The organism is Streptomyces sp. enrichment culture (genome assembly GCF_964272895.1).
GTDB lineage: Bacteria > Actinomycetota > Actinomycetes > Streptomycetales > Streptomycetaceae > Streptomyces.
The window spans coordinates 5,552,501-5,570,720 of sequence record NZ_OZ186832.1; the positions used below are offsets into that span (position 1 = coordinate 5,552,501).

6 protein-coding genes, 1 tRNA gene and 2 rRNA genes are annotated in these 18,220 nt (G+C 67.5%); 8 read left to right on the forward strand and 1 reads right to left on the reverse strand.

All coding sequences use genetic code 11. The features are described from left to right. The first annotated feature begins 224 nt into the window (after positions 1-224). The 4 genes from ACSU6M_RS25135 (at position 225) to ACSU6M_RS25150 (ending at position 4,478) form a co-directional block, all read left to right on the forward strand. Positions 225-3,346: ribosomal RNA gene (locus tag ACSU6M_RS25135) — 23S ribosomal RNA — on the forward strand. Between the two features lie 87 nt (positions 3,347-3,433). Continuing rightward, a 5S ribosomal RNA gene (gene rrf, locus ACSU6M_RS25140) occupies positions 3,434-3,550 on the forward strand. A gap of 114 nt (positions 3,551-3,664) precedes the next feature. Further along, positions 3,665-4,327 carry a DegT/DnrJ/EryC1/StrS family aminotransferase gene (locus ACSU6M_RS25145; protein ID WP_437072494.1) on the forward strand — a complete coding sequence of 221 codons (663 nt, stop codon included), beginning with the start codon at positions 3,665-3,667 and terminating at the stop codon, positions 4,325-4,327. 78 nt (positions 4,328-4,405) lie between these two features. Further along, positions 4,406-4,478: transfer RNA gene (locus tag ACSU6M_RS25150), tRNA-Thr, on the forward strand. Positions 4,479-4,588: 110 nt separating this feature from the next. Here ACSU6M_RS25150 and ACSU6M_RS25155 read toward each other — a convergent pair. Continuing rightward, positions 4,589-7,342, reverse strand: coding sequence for a SpoIIE family protein phosphatase (locus tag ACSU6M_RS25155; protein WP_437072495.1), 2,754 nt, complete (start codon positions 7,340-7,342; stop codon positions 4,589-4,591). Between the two features lie 371 nt (positions 7,343-7,713). On the opposite strand from ACSU6M_RS25155, the gene ACSU6M_RS25160 reads away from it, so the two are divergent. From ACSU6M_RS25160 to ACSU6M_RS25175, 4 genes are all read left to right on the forward strand, one after another. Next, entirely contained in the window at positions 7,714-13,146 is a 5,433-nt protein-coding gene (locus tag ACSU6M_RS25160; protein WP_437072497.1) for a HAMP domain-containing protein, read from the forward strand. Positions 13,147-13,533: 387 nt separating this feature from the next. Continuing rightward, positions 13,534-14,217: a response regulator gene (locus ACSU6M_RS25165; RefSeq protein ID WP_437072498.1), complete on the forward strand. Its 684-nt coding sequence runs from the start codon at positions 13,534-13,536 to the stop codon at positions 14,215-14,217. 117 nt (positions 14,218-14,334) lie between these two features. Continuing rightward, complete coding sequence (locus ACSU6M_RS25170; RefSeq protein ID WP_437072499.1) at positions 14,335-17,067, forward strand: DNA translocase FtsK; 2,733 nt, start codon at positions 14,335-14,337, stop codon at positions 17,065-17,067. Positions 17,068-17,333: 266 nt separating this feature from the next. Then, a complete protein-coding gene (locus ACSU6M_RS25175; protein ID WP_437072500.1) occupies positions 17,334-18,170 on the forward strand; it encodes a helix-turn-helix domain-containing protein in 837 nt (278 codons plus the stop codon). The last annotated feature ends 50 nt before the right edge of the window (positions 18,171-18,220 follow it).

Here is an 18,220-nt window from a genome sequence, read left to right on the forward strand (position 1 = left end):
GTTGACTACTCGGCCTGGTTCTGGGTCGGAGGCTGCTAGTACTGCTCGTAAGAGCGTGGAACGCACGATCTCCGGACAGAGGCTGGTCGGGCACGCTGTTGGGTATCTGAGGGTTCGGCCGCGAGGTCGCCTTCAGTGCCGGCCCCGGTAAAAATCTGCTTCGGTGGGTTGTGACGGGTGGTTGGTCGTTGTTTGAGAACTGCACAGTGGACGCGAGCATCTGTGGCCAAGTTTTTAAGGGCGCACGGTGGATGCCTTGGCACCAGGAACCGATGAAGGACGTGGGAGGCCGCGATAGTCCCCGGGGAGTCGTCAACCAGGCTTTGATCCGGGGGTTTCCGAATGGGGAAACCCGGCAGTCGTCATGGGCTGTCACCCACTGCTGAACACATAGGCAGTGTGGAGGGAACGAGGGGAAGTGAAACATCTCAGTACCCTCAGGAAGAGAAAACAACCGTGATTCCGGGAGTAGTGGCGAGCGAAACCGGATGAGGCCAAACCGTATGCGTGTGAGACCCGGCAGGGGTTGCGCATGCGGGGTTGTGGGATCTCTCTTCTGTCGTCTGCCGGCGACAGGACGAGTCAGAAACCGTTGATGTAGGCGAAGGACATGCGAAAGGTCCGGCGTAGAGGGTAAGACCCCCGTAGTCGAAACGTCAGCGGCTCGTTTGAGAGACACCCAAGTAGCACGGGGCCCGAGAAATCCCGTGTGAATCTGGCGGGACCACCCGCTAAGCCTAAATATTCCCTGGTGACCGATAGCGGATAGTACCGTGAGGGAATGGTGAAAAGTACCCCGGGAGGGGAGTGAAATAGTACCTGAAACCGTGTGCCTACAAGCCGTGGGAGCGTCGGACATCAGCTTGCTGGTGTCTCGTGACTGCGTGCCTTTTGAAGAATGAGCCTGCGAGTTTGCGGTGTGTTGCGAGGTTAACCCGGGTGGGGAAGCCGTAGCGAAAGCGAGTCCGAACAGGGCGATTTTAGTAGCACGCTCAAGACCCGAAGCGGAGTGATCTAGCCATGGGCAGGTTGAAGCGGAGGTAAGACTTCGTGGAGGACCGAACCCACCAGGGTTGAAAACCTGGGGGATGACCTGTGGTTAGGGGTGAAAGGCCAATCAAACTCCGTGATAGCTGGTTCTCCCCGAAATGCATTTAGGTGCAGCGTCGTGTGTTTCTTGCCGGAGGTAGAGCACTGGATAGGCGATGGGCCCTACCGGGTTACTGACCTTAGCCAAACTCCGAATGCCGGTAAGTGAGAGCGCGGCAGTGAGACTGTGGGGGATAAGCTCCATGGTCGAGAGGGAAACAGCCCAGAGCATCGACTAAGGCCCCTAAGCGTACGCTAAGTGGGAAAGGATGTGGAGTCGCACAGACAACCAGGAGGTTGGCTTAGAAGCAGCCACCCTTGAAAGAGTGCGTAATAGCTCACTGGTCTAGTGATTCCGCGCCGACAATGTAGCGGGGCTCAAGCGTACCGCCGAAGTCGTGTCATTGCAGCATTAAGGGCCAACGCCTGCTGTGATGGGTAGGGGAGCGTCGTCTGCCGGGTGAAGCGGCACCGGAAGGTAGTCGTGGACGGTTGACGAGTGAGAATGCAGGCATGAGTAGCGATACAAACGTGAGAAACGTTTGCGCCGATTGACTAAGGGTTCCTGGGTCAAGCTGATCTGCCCAGGGTAAGTCGGGACCTAAGGCGAGGCCGACAGGCGTAGTCGATGGATAACCGGTTGATATTCCGGTACCCGCTGTGAAGCGTCAAACATCGAATCCAGTGATGCTAAGCCCGTGAAGCCGCCCCGGATCCTTCGGGTGAAGGGGAGTGGTGGAGCCGGTGACCCGAGCTGGTAGTAGGTGAGTGATGGGGTGACGCAGGAAGGTAGTCCATCCCGGGCGGTGGTTGTCCCGGGGTAAGGGTGTAGGACGGTGTGTAGGCAAATCCGCACACCATGTGTCTGAGACCTGATGCCGAGCCGATTGTGGTGAAGTGGATGATCCTATGCTGTCGAGAAAAGCCTCTAGCGAGTTTCATGGCGGCCCGTACCCTAAACCGACTCAGGTGGTCAGGTAGAGAATACCGAGGCGTTCGGGTGAACTATGGTTAAGGAACTCGGCAAAATGCCCCCGTAACTTCGGGAGAAGGGGGGCCATTCCTGGTGATCGGATTTACTCCGTGAGCTGGGGGTGGCCGCAGAGACCAGCGAGAAGCGACTGTTTACTAAAAACACAGGTCCGTGCGAAGCCGTAAGGCGATGTATACGGACTGACGCCTGCCCGGTGCTGGAACGTTAAGGGGACCGGTTAGCTCACTTTCGGGTGGGCGAAGCTGAGAACTTAAGCGCCAGTAAACGGCGGTGGTAACTATAACCATCCTAAGGTAGCGAAATTCCTTGTCGGGTAAGTTCCGACCTGCACGAATGGCGTAACGACTTCTCGACTGTCTCAACCATAGGCCCGGTGAAATTGCACTACGAGTAAAGATGCTCGTTTCGCGCAGCAGGACGGAAAGACCCCGGGACCTTTACTACAGTTTGATATTGGTGTTCGGTTCGGCTTGTGTAGGATAGCTGGGAGACTGTGAAGCTTGGACGCCAGTTCAGGTGGAGTCGTCGTTGAAATACCAGTCTGGTCGTGCTGGATGTCTAACCTGGGTCCGTGATCCGGATCAGGGACAGTGTCTGATGGGTAGTTTAACTGGGGCGGTTGCCTCCCAAAGGGTAACGGAGGCGCCCAAAGGTTCCCTCAGCCTGGTTGGCAATCAGGTGTTGAGTGTAAGTGCACAAGGGAGCTTGACTGTGAGACCGACGGGTCGAGCAGGGACGAAAGTCGGGACTAGTGATCCGGCGGTGGCTTGTGGAAGCGCCGTCGCTCAACGGATAAAAGGTACCCCGGGGATAACAGGCTGATCTTCCCCAAGAGTCCATATCGACGGGATGGTTTGGCACCTCGATGTCGGCTCGTCGCATCCTGGGGCTGGAGTCGGTCCCAAGGGTTGGGCTGTTCGCCCATTAAAGCGGTACGCGAGCTGGGTTTAGAACGTCGTGAGACAGTTCGGTCCCTATCCGCTGTGCGCGTAGGAGTCTTGAGAAGGGCTGTCCCTAGTACGAGAGGACCGGGACGGACGAACCTCTGGTGTGCCAGTTGTTCTGCCAAGGGCATGGCTGGTTGGCTACGTTCGGGAGGGATAACCGCTGAAAGCATCTAAGCGGGAAGCCTGCTTCGAGATGAGGACTCCCACCCACTTGATGGGGTAAGGCTCCCAGTAGACGACTGGGTTGATAGGCCGGATATGGAAGCACGGTAACGTGTGGAGTTGACCGGTACTAATAGGCCGAGGGCTTGTCCTCAGTTGCTCGCGTCCACTGTGTTGGTTCTGAAACCACGAACAACCGTTGTAGTCATGGCTACGGCTCCGGTTGACAGTTTCATAGTGTTTCGGTGGTCATAGCGTAGGGGAAACGCCCGGTTACATTCCGAACCCGGAAGCTAAGCCTTACAGCGCCGATGGTACTGCAGGGGGGACCCTGTGGGAGAGTAGGACGCCGCCGAACAATTATTACAAGGGTTGGACCTGGAACTTCTGTTCCGGGTCCAACCCTTTTTTGTTGCGCGTCACTTGACGTTCACGTTGCGCGCTCAGCATCCCACTCATGGGTACTGCTGCGATGCTCAGGGCCGCCGGTGTCGGACTCGGTGACGAGGTGATCGTGCCGGCCTTCGGGAATGTCGAGGTCGCGGAGGCCGTGACACTGGCCGGAGGGCTTCCGGTGTTCGCGGACATAGATCCGGTGACGTACTGCCTCGATCCGGTGGCTGTCGAGGCGGCGGTCACGTCGCGGACCGCGGCCGTGGTGGTCGTCCATCGGTTCGGGCGGCCCGCGGATGTCGCGGGACTGCACGCCGTGGCGCAGCAGCGGGGGCTGCTGGTGCTGCAGGAGGGCGAGTCGGAGGCACCGTACGACGAGATCGCGCAGCGCCGGCAGCGTGCTGCGTACCTCGACGAGCGGTTGAAGGGCGTGGTCACGCCGGAGAGTTCGGTGGGGCACACCTATCAGCAGTACGTCGTCCGGGTGCCGGGGAATGGGCGGCCCGACCGGGATGCGTTCGCTCGTGCCGTGCGCGGCAAGGGAATTGACTGCCGGGTACCGGTGAAGACGCCTGTGCATCGGCTTCCTGAGTTCCGGCGGTGTGTGTCTTTGCCGGAGACGGAGAGGGCGGCCGACGAGACGTTGGCGCTGCCGGTGGACGCGTCGTTGACCAAGCGGGACATGCAGCGGATCGTGGCGGCCTGCAATGCGCTCGGGGGGCTGCTCCAGCCGGCTGTCTGAACGAGTTTGGGAGTTCGGCTTCGTTCGGGGTATGATCTATTCAGTTGCTGCGGGGGAAACCCCGAGAAAAAGCGACCGGCCCCTATAGCTCAGTCGGCAGAGCGTCTCCATGGTAAGGAGAAGGTCAACGGTTCGATTCCGTTTGGGGGCTCAGAAGAAACGGCCTCCGCCCTTGTGGGCGGGGGCCTTTCGCATGTCCGGGGTGTGTTCTGGAGTTTGTTCCGGGAAAAGCCCCGGGCCGGTCCGGCCCGGGGCATCGGCTCAGGTGTTGTGCAGACCGGGGACGCGCATGGCCAGGATCGCCATGTCGTCGGAGGGGGCGTCGGAGGCGAAGCGTTCCACGGCGCGCATGATCCGGGCGGCCACCGCGCCGGCCGTGAGGCCCGTGCAGGTCGTCAGGACGTCGGCGAGGCCGTCGTCGCCCAGCATGCGGCTGCCCTCCCGGCGTTCGGTGACACCGTCGGTGACGCAGAGCAGGACGTCGCCGGGGTCGAGGGTGACCGTCTGCTCGTAGAGCTCCAGGTCCTCCAGGACGCCCAGCAGAGGCTGGGGTTCGGCGGCGGCCTCGACCGTGCCGTCCTGGCGCAGGCGCAGCGGGAGGGGGTGGCCGGCGCAGACGACCTTCAGCTCGGCGCTGCCGTCGGGCTGCGGGCGCAGCTCCCCGTAGAGGAGGGTGAGGAAGCGGCTGCGGGCTCCCTCGTCGAGGATCGCGGAGTTGAGCCGCTCCAGCACGGCCGGGCCGCTGAGGCCCTCGCGGGCCAGGAGGCGCAGGGCGTGCCGGGCGAGGCCCGTGACGGCCGCCGCGTTGGGTCCCGTACCGCAGACGTCGCCGATGGCGAAGCCGTAGGCGCCGTCGCTGATGGGGAAGACGTCGTAGAAGTCGCCGCCGACCTCGTTGCCCTCGCCGGCCGCGCGGTAGATGACCTCGACCTCGACGCCGTCGATCTGCGGGAGTTCGGGCGGCAGGAGGCTGCGCTGGAGGGACTGGCTGATGGCGGTGCGCTCGGAGTAGAGGCGGGCGTTGTCCAGGGCGAGGGCGGCCCGGCGGGACAGGTCCTCCGCCAACTCCAGGATCTCTTGGCGGAAGTGTTCGTCGGTGGGCTTGCCGAGGGTCAGCATGCCGATGACGCGGTTGCGGGCGACCAGGGGCAGGACGACCGTCTCGCCGCCGACCGCTCCGGCGGTGGCGAGGGTGGTGCCGATGCCGGAGCTGACGGTGGCCGGTTCGCCGAGGCCGAGGCTGCGCATGGAGGTGCGCAGGGCGGCCTGGTGGGCGACTTCGGCGGGGGCCGTCCAGACGCGGGCGCCGGGGGTGGGGACCGGGTCCGGCGGGGGGATCTTCGAGAGCAACGACTTGATGCCGTCGATGAGTTCCTCGTCCTCGTGCAGGACGTACGACAGATACGGCTCCGATGCCTGGTCGGCGATGGTGTAGACGGCGCACCAGGTGGCCAGGGTGGGGACCGTCATCTGGGCCATCAGGGCCAGGGTCTGGTCGCGGTCGAGGGTGCCGGCGAGGAGGTCGGACGCCTCGACGAGGAAGCTGAGGGAGCCGCGGCGCAGGCGTTCGAGTTCGCCGAGGCGGGCGGACTCGACGGCGAGGGCGATGCGGTCGGCGGCGAACTGGAGGCGGAGGGCCTCTTCGTTGCTGTAGCGGCCGGGGGACTCGGCGGCGACGCCGAGGGAGCCGGTGAGGCGGCCCTCGACCTTGAGGGGCACGGTGACGACGGAGCGCATGCCGGTGCCGTCCAGCAGGGGCACGGCGCCGGGGACCGCGGTGAGGTCGTCGTGGACGGCGGGCATGCGGGCGGAGCCGTAGCGGCCGGGGCCTGCCTCGACGGGGACGCGGGCGAAGCGCTGGCGGGCGGAGGGCAGGCCGGTGGAGGCGCGGACCTCCAGTTCCGTCTCGTCGTCGGTGGCGAGGAGGAGGAAGGCGGAGTCGCCGTCGAGCATGTCGCGGGCGCGTTCCACCGTGCGCTGGAGGAGGCCGTCGAGGTCGTCGGGGGCGGGGGAGCCGATGAACACCTCGAAGGGGTCGGCGTTCTGGCCCTCGCCGGAGGGGGTGGAGTCGCTGGAGCCGCCGCGCAGCGGGGTCTGCAGGACGGCGCGTTCGTGGTCGCGTACGAGAAGGCAGACCGTGGAGGGTTCGCCGCCGGTGTCACGGACGCGCAGGTGGGAGGCGTAGACGGAGACGACCCGGCCGGCGGCGTCGCGGATGCCGTAGCTGCCCTCCCAGCGGGAGAGCTGGAGCGCCTCGGCGACGCCGGTGCCGGTGCCCGGGGTGTGCGGCCAGGCGGTGAGGTCGGTGAGGGGTTTGCCGCTGACCTGGTCGGCCTTGTGGCCGAAGAGTTCCTCGGCGTCCTCGTTCCAGGCGGTGATGGCGCCGGTGCGGTCGATCTGGACGACGGCGACGCGGACGCGGCCGTCGGCGAGCGGCAGCAGGTCGGCCGGCAGGGAGGGGCCGGCGGCGCGGGTGCCGACATGGCGTCCGGGCAGGACGAGCTGGAACCAGACCGTCTTGTGCGTGGGCGTGTACTCCACGCCCCAGCGGCCGGCGAGGGCCGCGCAGAGCTGGAGGCCGCGGCCGCCCTCGCGGTCGGGGCTGCCCATGGAGACGGCGGCGCCCTGGAGCGGGATCTCCCGCTCGGGATAGCGGTCGGCGACCTCGATGCGTACGCCGTCGTCGGTCCGCAGGCACAGGACGTCCGCGGCGGTGCCCGCGTGGACGACGGCGTTGGTGACCAGCTCGCTGGTGAGGACCACGGCGTCGTCGACGATGTCGGCGAAGCCCCAGCCCTGGAGGGTGTCGCGGACGAAGGAGCGGGCGGAGGCGACCGAGCGCCCGACGGGCTCGAAGCTGGCAGCCGCGCGCGCGGTGATCACGGAACTCCTCGGCCGGTCGTCGTCGGTGTGCTGGGCTGCCCGGTCGGCGGGCTCGTGGCGCGTCTGTGCGGGCAGAGCGCTTGCCGGCCGGGGTTCCGGGGGTTGCGCCCCCGGGATCAGTCCGGTGGTCATGTGTGCGGCCGCCCCTCCGATGCCCGCTCGTCTCCGTGCCACCGCCCAGGCCGGACGGACCGGCGCGGCTGGACAGCCGCATGCAAGGTTACTTACCTTCCCCGTCCATGCGGATGCCGGTCGCCGGTGTTTTACGTCCGGAGGGTGTGCGGACGGTGTGCGAAGCTGCCGAACTGTTATGGCCTGGTTCGGGCGGGGTGAAACACTGGGCAGGCTTGTGGAGGAAGTCCGGACGGCCGGAGTGGCGTCCGGATTCGGCGGGCAGTGGTTCTTGATGGGCTCGTTCGCCGACCGGTGACTGTCCGTGACAAACAGCACTTGGTCAGCACCGGAGCACAGCAGTGACGGTCGACCCCTGCGGGAGGGACACAGTGGAGTCTGGCGCAGCGACGCGGGGCACGAAGACGCGCGATCCGCGCAAGGCACGCGGTGGGACCACCGCGGTGGACACGGCTGCCCTGAACCGGCTGCTGGCTGCTCTGGTGGCGATGCGGGACGGGAACTTCCGCAGGCGGCTGACGGTGTCCGGCGACGGTGTGATGTCGGAGATCGCCGCGGTCTTCAACGAGGTGGCCGACCGCAATCTGCATCTGACCGGTGAGCTGTCGCGGGTGCGGCGCGTGGTGGGACGTGAGGGAAAGCTCACGGAGCGGCTGGAGACGGGGGCGTGTGAGGGGTCGTGGGCGACCGCGATCGACGCCTCGAACGCGCTGGTCGACGAGCTGGTCTGGCCCGTCTCCGAGGTGGGGCGGGTGCTGTCGGCGGTGGCCGAGGGCGATCTGTCGCCGCGGATGGAGCTGCGGACGCAGGGGCCGGACGGCAGCGGGCATCCGCTGCGCGGGGAGTTCCTGAAGGTCGGGCGGACCGTGAACAACCTGGTCGACCAGCTGTCGACGTTCACCGACGAGGTCACGCGGGTGGCCAGCGAGGTGGGCACCGAGGGCAAGCTCGGCGGTCAGGCGCAGGTGCGCGGTATGTCGGGTTCGTGGAAGGACCTGACGGAGTCGGTCAACACCATGGCGGACCGGTTGACCGCGCAGGTGCGGGACATCGCGCTGGTGACGACGGCGGTCGCCAAGGGCGATCTGTCACGCAAGGTGACCGTGCATGTGGCCGGCGAGATGCTGGAGCTGAAGGAGACCGTCAACACGATGGTCGACCGGCTCTCGGCGTTCTCCTCGGAGGTGACGCGGGTCGCCCGTGAGGTGGGCACCGACGGCATCCTGGGCGGGCAGGCGCAGGTGCCGGGCGTGGACGGGGTGTGGAAGGAACTCACCGACTCGGTGAACACCATGGCCGGCAATCTGACGGCCCAGGTGCGCGGGATCGCCGAGGTGACCACGGCGGTGGCCAACGGTGATCTGTCGCGGAAGGTGACCGTCCCGGCGCGGGGCGAGGTCGCGCAGCTCGCCGAGACGATCAACCAGATGACCGAGACGCTGCGGATCTTCGCGGACGAGGTCACGCGGGTGGCCAACGAGGTCGGTTCCGAGGGGCGGCTCGGCGGTCAGGCGAATGTGCCCGGTGCCGCGGGGACCTGGAAGGACCTCACCGACTCCGTCAACACGGTGTTCCGGAACCTGACGATCCAGGTGCGGGACATCGCGGCGGTGACGACGGCGGTGGCCAACGGTGATCTGTCGCAGAAGGTCACGGTGGACGTGGCCGGCGAGATGCTGGAGCTGAAGAACACCGTCAACGGCATGGTGGACCAGCTCTCGGCGTTCGGTGCCGAGGTGACGCGGGTCGCGCGGGAGATCGGCGTCGAGGGTGAGCTGGGCGGTCAGGCGCAGGTGCCGGGGGCCGCGGGGACGTGGAAGGACCTCACGGACAGCGTCAACACGGCGTTCCGGAATCTCACCGGACAGGTGAGGAACATCGCCCAGGTGACGACGGCGGTGGCCAACGGTGATCTGTCGCAGAAGGTCACCGTGGACGTCTCCGGTGAGATGCTCCAGCTGAAGAACACCGTGAACACGATGGTGGACCAGCTGTCGAGCTTCGCCGACCAGGTCACGCGGATGGCGCGGGAGGTCGGCACCGAGGGCCGGCTGGGCGGGCAGGCGCGGGTCGACGGGGTGTCGGGCACCTGGAAGGAGCTGACGGACTCCGTCAACTCCATCACCGGCAATCTGACCGCTCAGGTGCGGCAGATCGCTCAGGTGACGACGGCCGTGGCGCGCGGTGATCTCTCGCAGAAGATCACGATCGACGCGCGCGGCGAGATCCTGGAGCTGAAGAACACCATCAACACGATGGTCGACCAGTTGTCGAGCTTCGCCGACCAGGTGACCCGAGTGGCCCGCGAGGTGGGTACGGAGGGCCGGCTCGGCGGTCAGGCGCAGGTGCCCGGCGTGGCCGGTGTGTGGCGTGACCTGACCGACTCGGTGAACGGCATGGCCGGCAATCTGACGGCCCAGGTGCGGCAGATCGCTCAGGTCGCCACCGCGGTGGCCCGCGGTGACCTGTCCCAGAAGATCACCGTCGACGCGCGCGGCGAGATCCTGGAGCTGAAGAACACCCTGAACACCATGGTCGACCAGCTGTCCTCCTTCGCGGAGGAGGTCACCAGGGTGGCCCGCGAGGTGGGCACCGAGGGCAAGCTGGGCGGTCAGGCCGAGGTGCAGGGCGTCGCCGGCACCTGGAAGGACCTGACGCAGTCGGTGAACTTCATGGCGAACAACCTCACCGTGCAGGTGCGGTCGATCGCCGACGTCACGACCGCGGTCGCCAAGGGCGACCTGTCGAAGAAGATCACCGTCGACGCCAAGGGCGAGATCCTTGAGCTGGTGACCACCGTCAACACGATGGTGGACCAGCTGTCGTCGTTCGCCGAGCAGGTGACGCGCGTGGCCCGCGAGGTGGGTACCGAGGGCATCCTGGGCGGCCAGGCGCACGTACCGGGTGTCACGGGCATCTGGGAGGACCTCAGCGACAACGTGAACCTGATGGCCAAGAACCTGACCATGCAGGTGCGCAACATCTCCCAGGTCGCGGCCGCGGTCGCCAACGGTGACCTGACGCGGACGGTGACGATCGAGGCGCGCGGTGAGGTCGCGCAGCTCGCGGACACCTTCAACACCATGGTGAAGACGCTGAGTTCGTTCGCCGAGCAGGTCACCAAGGTGGCCCGTGAGGTGGGTACGGACGGCATCCTGGGCGGTCAGGCGCATGTGCCGGGTGTGGCGGGGACGTGGAAGGACCTCACCGAGTCGGTGAACCAGATGGCGTCCAACCTGACCGGCCAGGTGCGCAACATCGCGATGGTCACGACGGCCATCGCCAAGGGTGACCTGACGAAGAAGATCGACATCGACGCCCGCGGTGAGATCCTCGAGTTGAAGACGACGATCAACACGATGGTCGACCAGCTGTCCAGCTTCGCCGAGGAGGTCACGCGGGTGGCCCGCGAGGTGGGCACCGAGGGGCAGCTCGGCGGTCAGGCACGCGTGCGTGACGTGGACGGCACCTGGCGGGACCTGACGGAGTCCGTGAACGAGATGGCCGGGAACCTGACCCGGCAGGTGCGTGCCATCGCGCGCGTGGCGACCGCGGTGACCCGCGGCGACCTGAACCTCAAGATCGACGTGGACGCGTCCGGCGAGATCCAGGAACTCCAGGACTACATCAACAAGATGATCGCCAACCTGCGCGACACCACGATCGCCAACAAGGAGCAGGACTGGCTCAAGGGCAACCTCGCCCGGATCTCCGCGCTGATGCAGGGCCGCCGTGATCTGCAGGACGTCGCCTCGCTGATCATGAGCGAGCTGACGCCGGTGGTCTCCGCGCAGCACGGGGCGTTCTTCCTGGCGATGCCGCTGGCCGACGAGCAGGACCTGAGCGCGGAGAACGAGGACCAGTACGAGCTGCGGATGCTCGGCAGCTACGGCTACTCGATGGGCTCGATGCCGACCTCGTTCCGGCCCGGCGAGGCGCTGGTGGGCACGGCGGCCCTGGAGAAGCGCACGATCCTGGTGGAGAACGCCCCCAGCGGCTATCTGAAGATCTCCTCCGGGCTGGGCGAGGCCCCGCCGGCGCAGGTCATCGTGCTGCCGGTGCTCTTCGAGGGCAAGGTGCTCGGCGTGATCGAGCTGGCCTCCTTCACGCCGTTCACGCAGATCCAGAAGGACTTCCTCAACCAGATCGCGGAGATGATCGCCACCAGCGTCAACACCATCTCCGTCAACACCAAGACCGAGGTCCTGCTCAAGCAGTCGCAGGAGCTGACCGAGCAACTGCGCGAGCGGTCCGCGGAGTTGGAGAACCGGCAGAAGGCGCTCCAGGCGTCCAACGCCGAACTGGAGGAGAAGGCCGAGCTGCTGGCGCGGCAGAACCGCGACATCGAAGTGAAGAACACCGAGATCGAGGAGGCGCGGCAGGTCCTGGAGGAGCGCGCCGAGCAACTGGCCGTCTCCATGCGCTACAAGAGCGAGTTCCTGGCCAACATGTCGCACGAGCTGCGCACCCCGCTGAACTCGCTGCTGATCCTGGCCAAGCTGCTCGCCGACAACGCCGAGGGCAACCTCACCCCGAAGCAGGTGGAGTTCGCCGAGACGATCCACGGGGCGGGCTCCGACCTGCTCCAGCTGATCAACGACATCCTGGACCTGTCGAAGGTCGAGGCGGGCAAGATGGACGTCTCCCCGACGCGTATCGCGCTCGTCCAGCTCGTCGACTACGTGGAGGCCACCTTCCGGCCGCTGACCGCGGAGAAGGGTCTGGACCTGTCGGTGCGGGTCTCGCCCGAGCTGCCGGCCACCCTGCACACCGACGAGCAGCGGCTGCTGCAGGTGCTGCGCAATCTGCTGTCCAACGCGGTGAAGTTCACCGACTCCGGGTCGGTGGAGCTGGTGATCCGGCCGGCGAGCGCGGATGTGCCGGTGGCGATCAGGGAGCAGCTGCTGGAGGCGGGGTCGCTGACCGATCCGGACGCGCCGCTGATCGCGTTCTCGGTGACGGACACCGGCATCGGCATCGCGGCCAGCAAGATGCGGGTGATCTTCGAGGCGTTCAAGCAGGCCGACGGCACGACCAGCCGCAAGTACGGCGGCACCGGGCTCGGCCTGTCGATCTCGCGGGAGATCGCCCAGCTGCTCGGCGGCGAGATCCACGCGCAGAGCGAGCCGGGCCGCGGCTCGACGTTCACCCTGTACCTGCCGCTGCACCCGGCCGAGCTGCCCCCGCACGGCTACCAGCAGGCGGCCCTTCCGCCGGGGGAGTCGGCGGGCGAGCAGGAGCTGCTGCCCGAGCAGGCGATCGAGACGCCGGCCGAGGTGAAGTCGTACCACGAGACGCAGAACGGTGCCGCCGCGCTGTTCCGGCGCCGGCGCCGGGCCTCCGCGAACGGGCACGGCGGGGAGCAGGGCGAGCGCTGGTCGGCGGCCGATCAGGAATCGGCGCCGCAGCCGCGCGGTGGCATCCGGTTCGCCGGCGAGAAGGTCCTCATCGTCGACGACGACATCCGCAACGTCTTCGCGCTGACCAGCGTCCTGGAGCAGCACGGCCTGTCGGTGCTGTACGCCGAGAACGGCCGTGAGGGCATCGAGGTGCTGGAGCAGCACGACGATGTCGCGGTCGTGCTGATGGACATCATGATGCCGGAGATGGACGGCTACGCCACGACGACCGCGATCCGCCGGATGCCGCAGTTCGCGGGGCTGCCGATCGTGGCGCTGACGGCGAAGGCGATGAAGGGCGACCGGGAGAAGGCCATCGAGTCGGGCGCCTCCGACTATGTGACCAAGCCGGTCGACCCCGATCACCTGCTGTCGGTGATGCAGCAGTGGATGCGAGGCGAGTGAAGGGCCCCGATGCGGCCGCGTGAAGGGGCCGATGGGATCGCGTGAGGGGGCCGGTGGGATCGCGTGAGGGGCCGGTGGGACCGCGTGAGGGGCCCCGCCGGGGTGTCCGGCGGGAACCCGGCACGTTCACGCGGAGTTGCTGACGGAGTGTGCCCGGCGCCGTGTAGAAGTGCGGGATTCGGGGAACCTTCTGGTCTCACGCTGCGTTTCTGCTACGTACACAGTGACATCGCGGTGACAGGGTGTGGCGATGGGTGGGGTGCGGCTACCATGACCGGCACGAGGACGGGCGGCGAAAGGGAGTCGTCCCCTGGGGCGGCGCCGACCGGTGTCACCCCGAGTCCTGAGGACAGGGGAGGCCCCACGCCGGGGCGAGGAGGGCGGGCCATGGTGCAGAAGGCCAAGATCCTCCTGGTCGATGACCGGCCGGAGAATCTGCTGGCGCTGGAGGCGATCCTCTCGGCGCTCGATCAGACGCTGGTTCGGGCATCGTCCGGGGAGGAAGCGCTCAAAGCACTGCTCACGGACGACTTCGCGGTCATCCTGCTGGATGTCCAGATGCCGGGGATGGACGGCTTCGAGACGGCCGCGCACATCAAGCGCCGCGAGCGCACCAGGGACATCCCGATCATCTTCCTCACGGCCATCAACCACGGCCCGCACCACACCTTCCGCGGCTACGCGGCCGGTGCGGTCGACTACATCTCCAAGCCGTTCGACCCGTGGGTGCTGCGGGCGAAGGTGTCGGTGTTCGTCGAGCTGTACATGAAGAACTGCCAGCTGCGTGAGCAGGCGGCGCTGCTGCGGCTGCAGTTGGAGGGCGGCGGCAAGAGCGGCGCGGCCGTCCCCGGCAAGGAGTCGGCGGGGCTGCTGGCCGAGCTGTCGGCGCGGCTCGCGGCGGTCGAGGAGCAGGCCGAGGCGCTGTCCAAGCAGCTGGAGGGCGACTCCGCGGACGCCGCGGCGGTGGCCACGGCCGCCCATCTGGAGCGCAAACTCACCGGACTGCGGCGGGCGCTGGACGCGCTGGAGCCCGGTGCGGGCGGTTCGCCCACGCTGCCCTCGCAGAACTGACGCCCGGCAAGGGCTTCTTGGCCGGACGTCAGTTCCGGGTGTCCGCAGGAGCGACACGAACGGGTGAAGCACCGGGCACACGTGTCCGCTGTCGCCTCCGCAGGTAACCTCACACCTATGGCCTCACGTCCCTCCGCAGCCAAGAAGCAGCCCGCCAAGAAGGCGGCCGCTCCCGCGAAGGCTCCGGCGAGGAAGGCCGCTGCGAAGAAAGCCCCCGCGAAGAAGGCCGCGGCGAAGAAGGCACCGGCCAAGAAGGCGGCGGCGAAGAAGCCGGCCCCGGCACCGGCGCCGAGCCCCACCGGGGGCCTCTACCGGCTGGTGCGCGCGATCTGGCTCGGTCTCGCGCACGCGGTCGGCGCGGTGTTCCGCGGCATAGGGCAGGGCGCCAAGAACCTCGACCCGGCCCACCGCAAGGACGGCGTCGCCCTGCTGCTGCTCGGGCTCGCCCTGATCGTCGCCGCGGGCACCTGGTCGAATCTGCGCGGACCCGTCGGCGATCTGGTCGAGATACTGGTGACCGGTGCCTTCGGCCGCCTCGACCTGCTGGTGCCGATCCTGCTCGCCGTCATCGCCGTGCGGTTCATCCGGCACCCGGAGAAGCCGGAGGCCAACGGCCGGATCGTGATCGGGCTGTCAGCCCTGGTCATCGGCGTGCTCGGGCAGGTGCACATCGCCTGCGGCTCACCCGCGCGCGAGCACGGCATGCAGGGGATAAGGGACGCCGGCGGTCTGATCGGCTGGGGCGCGGCCACACCGCTGACCTTCACCGTGACCGAAGTGCTCGCCGTACCGCTGCTGGTGCTGCTGACGATCTTCGGGCTGCTGGTGGTCACCGCCACCCCGGTCAACGCCGTCCCCCAGCGGCTGCGGCAGCTCGGGGTGAGACTGGGCGTGCTGCACGACCCGGAGCAGGACGAGTTCATCGAGTACGGCGACGACGACGCGCGCTACGACGAGCAGTGGCGCGAGGCCCTGCCCGCGCGCCCCCGCCGCCGCGGACCCGCACCCGAGACGTACGACCCCGATGCCGCGGAGGAGCAGGCGCTCTCCCGGCGCCGCGGCCGTCCCCGGCGATCCTCGGTGCCGCAGCCCGCGATGGACCGGCGGCCCGACCCCGTGGACCTGGCGGCGGCCGCCGCGGCGGACCTGGACGGGGCCGTGCTGCACGGCATGCCGCCCTCGCCGCTGGTCGCCGACCTCACCCAGGGCGTCAGCGTGGCCGACCGCGAGGACACCGCGCCGACCCCGGTCCCGGCCCCGGCCTCCCGGCGACAGGACAAGCCCGGGGCCGGGACCGTGCCCGACCTCACCAAGGCGCCGCCGGAGGAGACCCGCGACCTGCCGCCGCGCGCCGAGCAGCTCCAGCTCTCCGGCGACATCACCTACGCGCTGCCCTCGCTGGACCTGCTCACCCGCGGCGGCCCCGGCAAGGCGCGCAGCGCGGCCAACGACGCCGTCGTCGCCTCGCTGACCACCGTCTTCTCCGAGTTCAAGGTCGACGCCGCCGTCACCGGCTTCACCCGCGGCCCCACGGTCACGCGCTACGAGGTGGAGCTCGGCCCGGCCGTCAAGGTCGAGCGGATCACCGCGCTCACCAAGAACATCGCGTACGCCGTCGCCAGCCCGGACGTGCGGATCATCAGTCCGATCCCCGGCAAGTCGGCGGTCGGCATCGAGATCCCGAACACCGACCGGGAGATGGTCAACCTCGGCGACGTGCTGCGGCTCGCGGAGTCCGCCGAGGACGACGACCCGATGCTGGTCGCCTTCGGCAAGGACGTCGAGGGCGGCTACGTCATGCACTCGCTGGCGAAGATGCCGCACATGCTGGTCGCCGGCGCCACCGGCTCCGGCAAGTCGTCCTGCATCAACTGCCTGATCACCTCGATCATGATGCGGGCGACCCCGGAGGACGTGCGGATGATCCTGGTCGACCCCAAGCGGGTCGAGCTGACCGCCTACGAGGGCATCCCGCACCTGATCACGCCGATCATCACCAACCCCAAGCGGGCCGCCGAGGCGCTGCAGTGGGTCGTCCGCGAGATGGACCTGCGCTACGACGACCTGGCCGCGTACGGCTACCGGCACATCGACGACTTCAACAAGGCCGTGCGCGAGGGCACCGTCAAGCCGCCCGAGGGCAGCGAGCGCGAGCTCCAGCCGTATCCGTATCTGCTGGTGATCGTCGACGAGCTGGCCGACCTGATGATGGTGGCGCCGCGGGACGTCGAGGACGCGATCGTGCGGATCACGCAGCTCGCGCGTGCGGCCGGCATCCACCTGGTGCTGGCCACGCAGCGGCCGTCGGTCGATGTCGTCACCGGTCTGATCAAGGCGAACGTGCCCTCGCGGCTCGCGTTCGCCACCTCCTCGCTCGCCGACTCGCGGGTCATCCTCGACCAGCCCGGTGCCGAGAAGCTGATCGGCAAGGGCGACGGGCTGTTCCTGCCGATGGGCGCGAACAAGCCGACCCGTATGCAGGGCGCGTTCGTCACCGAGGCCGAGGTCGCGGCCGTCGTGCAGCACTGCAAGGATCAGATGGCGCCGGTCTTCCGGGACGACGTCACCGTGGGCACCAAGCAGAAGAAGGAGATCGACGAGGACATCGGCGACGACCTCGACCTGCTGTGTCAGGCGGCCGAGCTGGTGGTCTCCACGCAGTTCGGGTCGACGTCCATGCTCCAGCGCAAGCTGCGGGTGGGCTTCGCCAAGGCGGGGCGGCTGATGGACCTGATGGAGTCGCGGAACATCGTGGGGCCGAGCGAGGGGTCCAAGGCTCGTGACGTTCTTGTGAAGCCTGACGAGCTGGACGGAGTGCTGGCGCTGATCCGTGGGGAGTCTGACGGGTAGGGAAAAACGAGACCCGCGCGGGAGGCTGTTGTGGATCCGAGACCGTGCGGGTGTTCGATCGTGACTCACCCGTAAGGGATCATTGGGCAACCGTTTCCCTTCGCCGTACGTCAAGTTGAGCGAAGCGACAAAGAGGTACCCGACCATCGGCATGACCGGCCATTCCGATGGCGTACAAAGTCCCACCGCCCGGTTGCCCCAGCCCTTTTGCACCCCCCTAGACTGAACCTCCAGCACAGGCGGCTACACGCTCGAAAGGCGCCCCCGTGTCCATCGGCAACTCCCCTGAAGACGAGCGTCCGTTCGAAGACGTTTCCGAGGAAGCCCGCCCCTCCATCGGCCGTGCGCTGCGCGAGGCGCGGATCGCGGCCGGGATGACCGTCGACGACGTCAGTACCGCCACCCGGGTCCGTATCGCCATCGTGCACGCGATCGAGGCGGACGACTTCGCGCCCTGTGGTGGCGACGTGTACGCCCGCGGTCACATCAAGACCCTCGCCCGTGCCGTCCACCTCGACCCGGCGCCGCTGCTCGAGCAGTACGACGCCGCCCACGGCGGCCGGCCGGCGCCGACCCCCGCCGCGCCCCTGTTCGAGGCGGAACGCATCCGCCCCGAGCGGCGCGGACCCAACTGGACCGCCGCCATGGTCGCCGCGATCGTCGTGGTGATCGGCTTCGTCGGCTTCACCGTCGTCAACGGCGGCTCCGACACCCCCGCCGACAACGTGGCCGAGGGCGCCACGCCGACCACCACGAAGACCGCCGCGCCCTCCGCCGGCGGCAAGAAGCCCGCCGATCCCAAGCCCGACCCGACCGAGAGCGCCATCGCGGCCGCCCCCCAGGACAAGGTCACCGTCCGGATCAGCGCCGCCGACGGACGCAGCTGGGTCGCGGTGAAGGACCACAACGGCCGCATGCTGTTCGACGGACTGCTCGAACAGGGCGAGTCCAAGACCTTCCAGGACAGCTCCAAGATCAACCTGGTCCTCGGCGACGCCGGGGCCGTCCAGCTCTACGTCAACGGCAAGAAGATCGACGACGACTTCCAGCCGGGTGCCGTGGAGCGGCTGACCTACACCAAGGGCGACCCGCAGGTCGGCTGAGCGGAGCCCTGGGGACGGTTGCGGACGGGGTTGGCCAAGATCGGCCAACC

What these genes read in the sequence shown, in the direction of transcription:
- ACSU6M_RS25145 (WP_437072494.1), top strand. Translation starts at nt 3,665, where the DNA reads ATGCTCAGGGCCGCCGGTGTCGGACTCGGTGACGAGGTGATCGTGCCG.
- ACSU6M_RS25165 (WP_437072498.1), top strand. Translation starts at nt 13,534, where the DNA reads ATGGTGCAGAAGGCCAAGATCCTCCTGGTCGATGACCGGCCGGAGAAT.
- ACSU6M_RS25170 (WP_437072499.1), top strand. Translation starts at nt 14,335, where the DNA reads ATGGCCTCACGTCCCTCCGCAGCCAAGAAGCAGCCCGCCAAGAAGGCG.
- ACSU6M_RS25155 (WP_437072495.1), bottom strand. Translation starts at nt 7,342, where the DNA reads ATGACCACCGGACTGATCCCGGGGGCGCAACCCCCGGAACCCCGGCCG.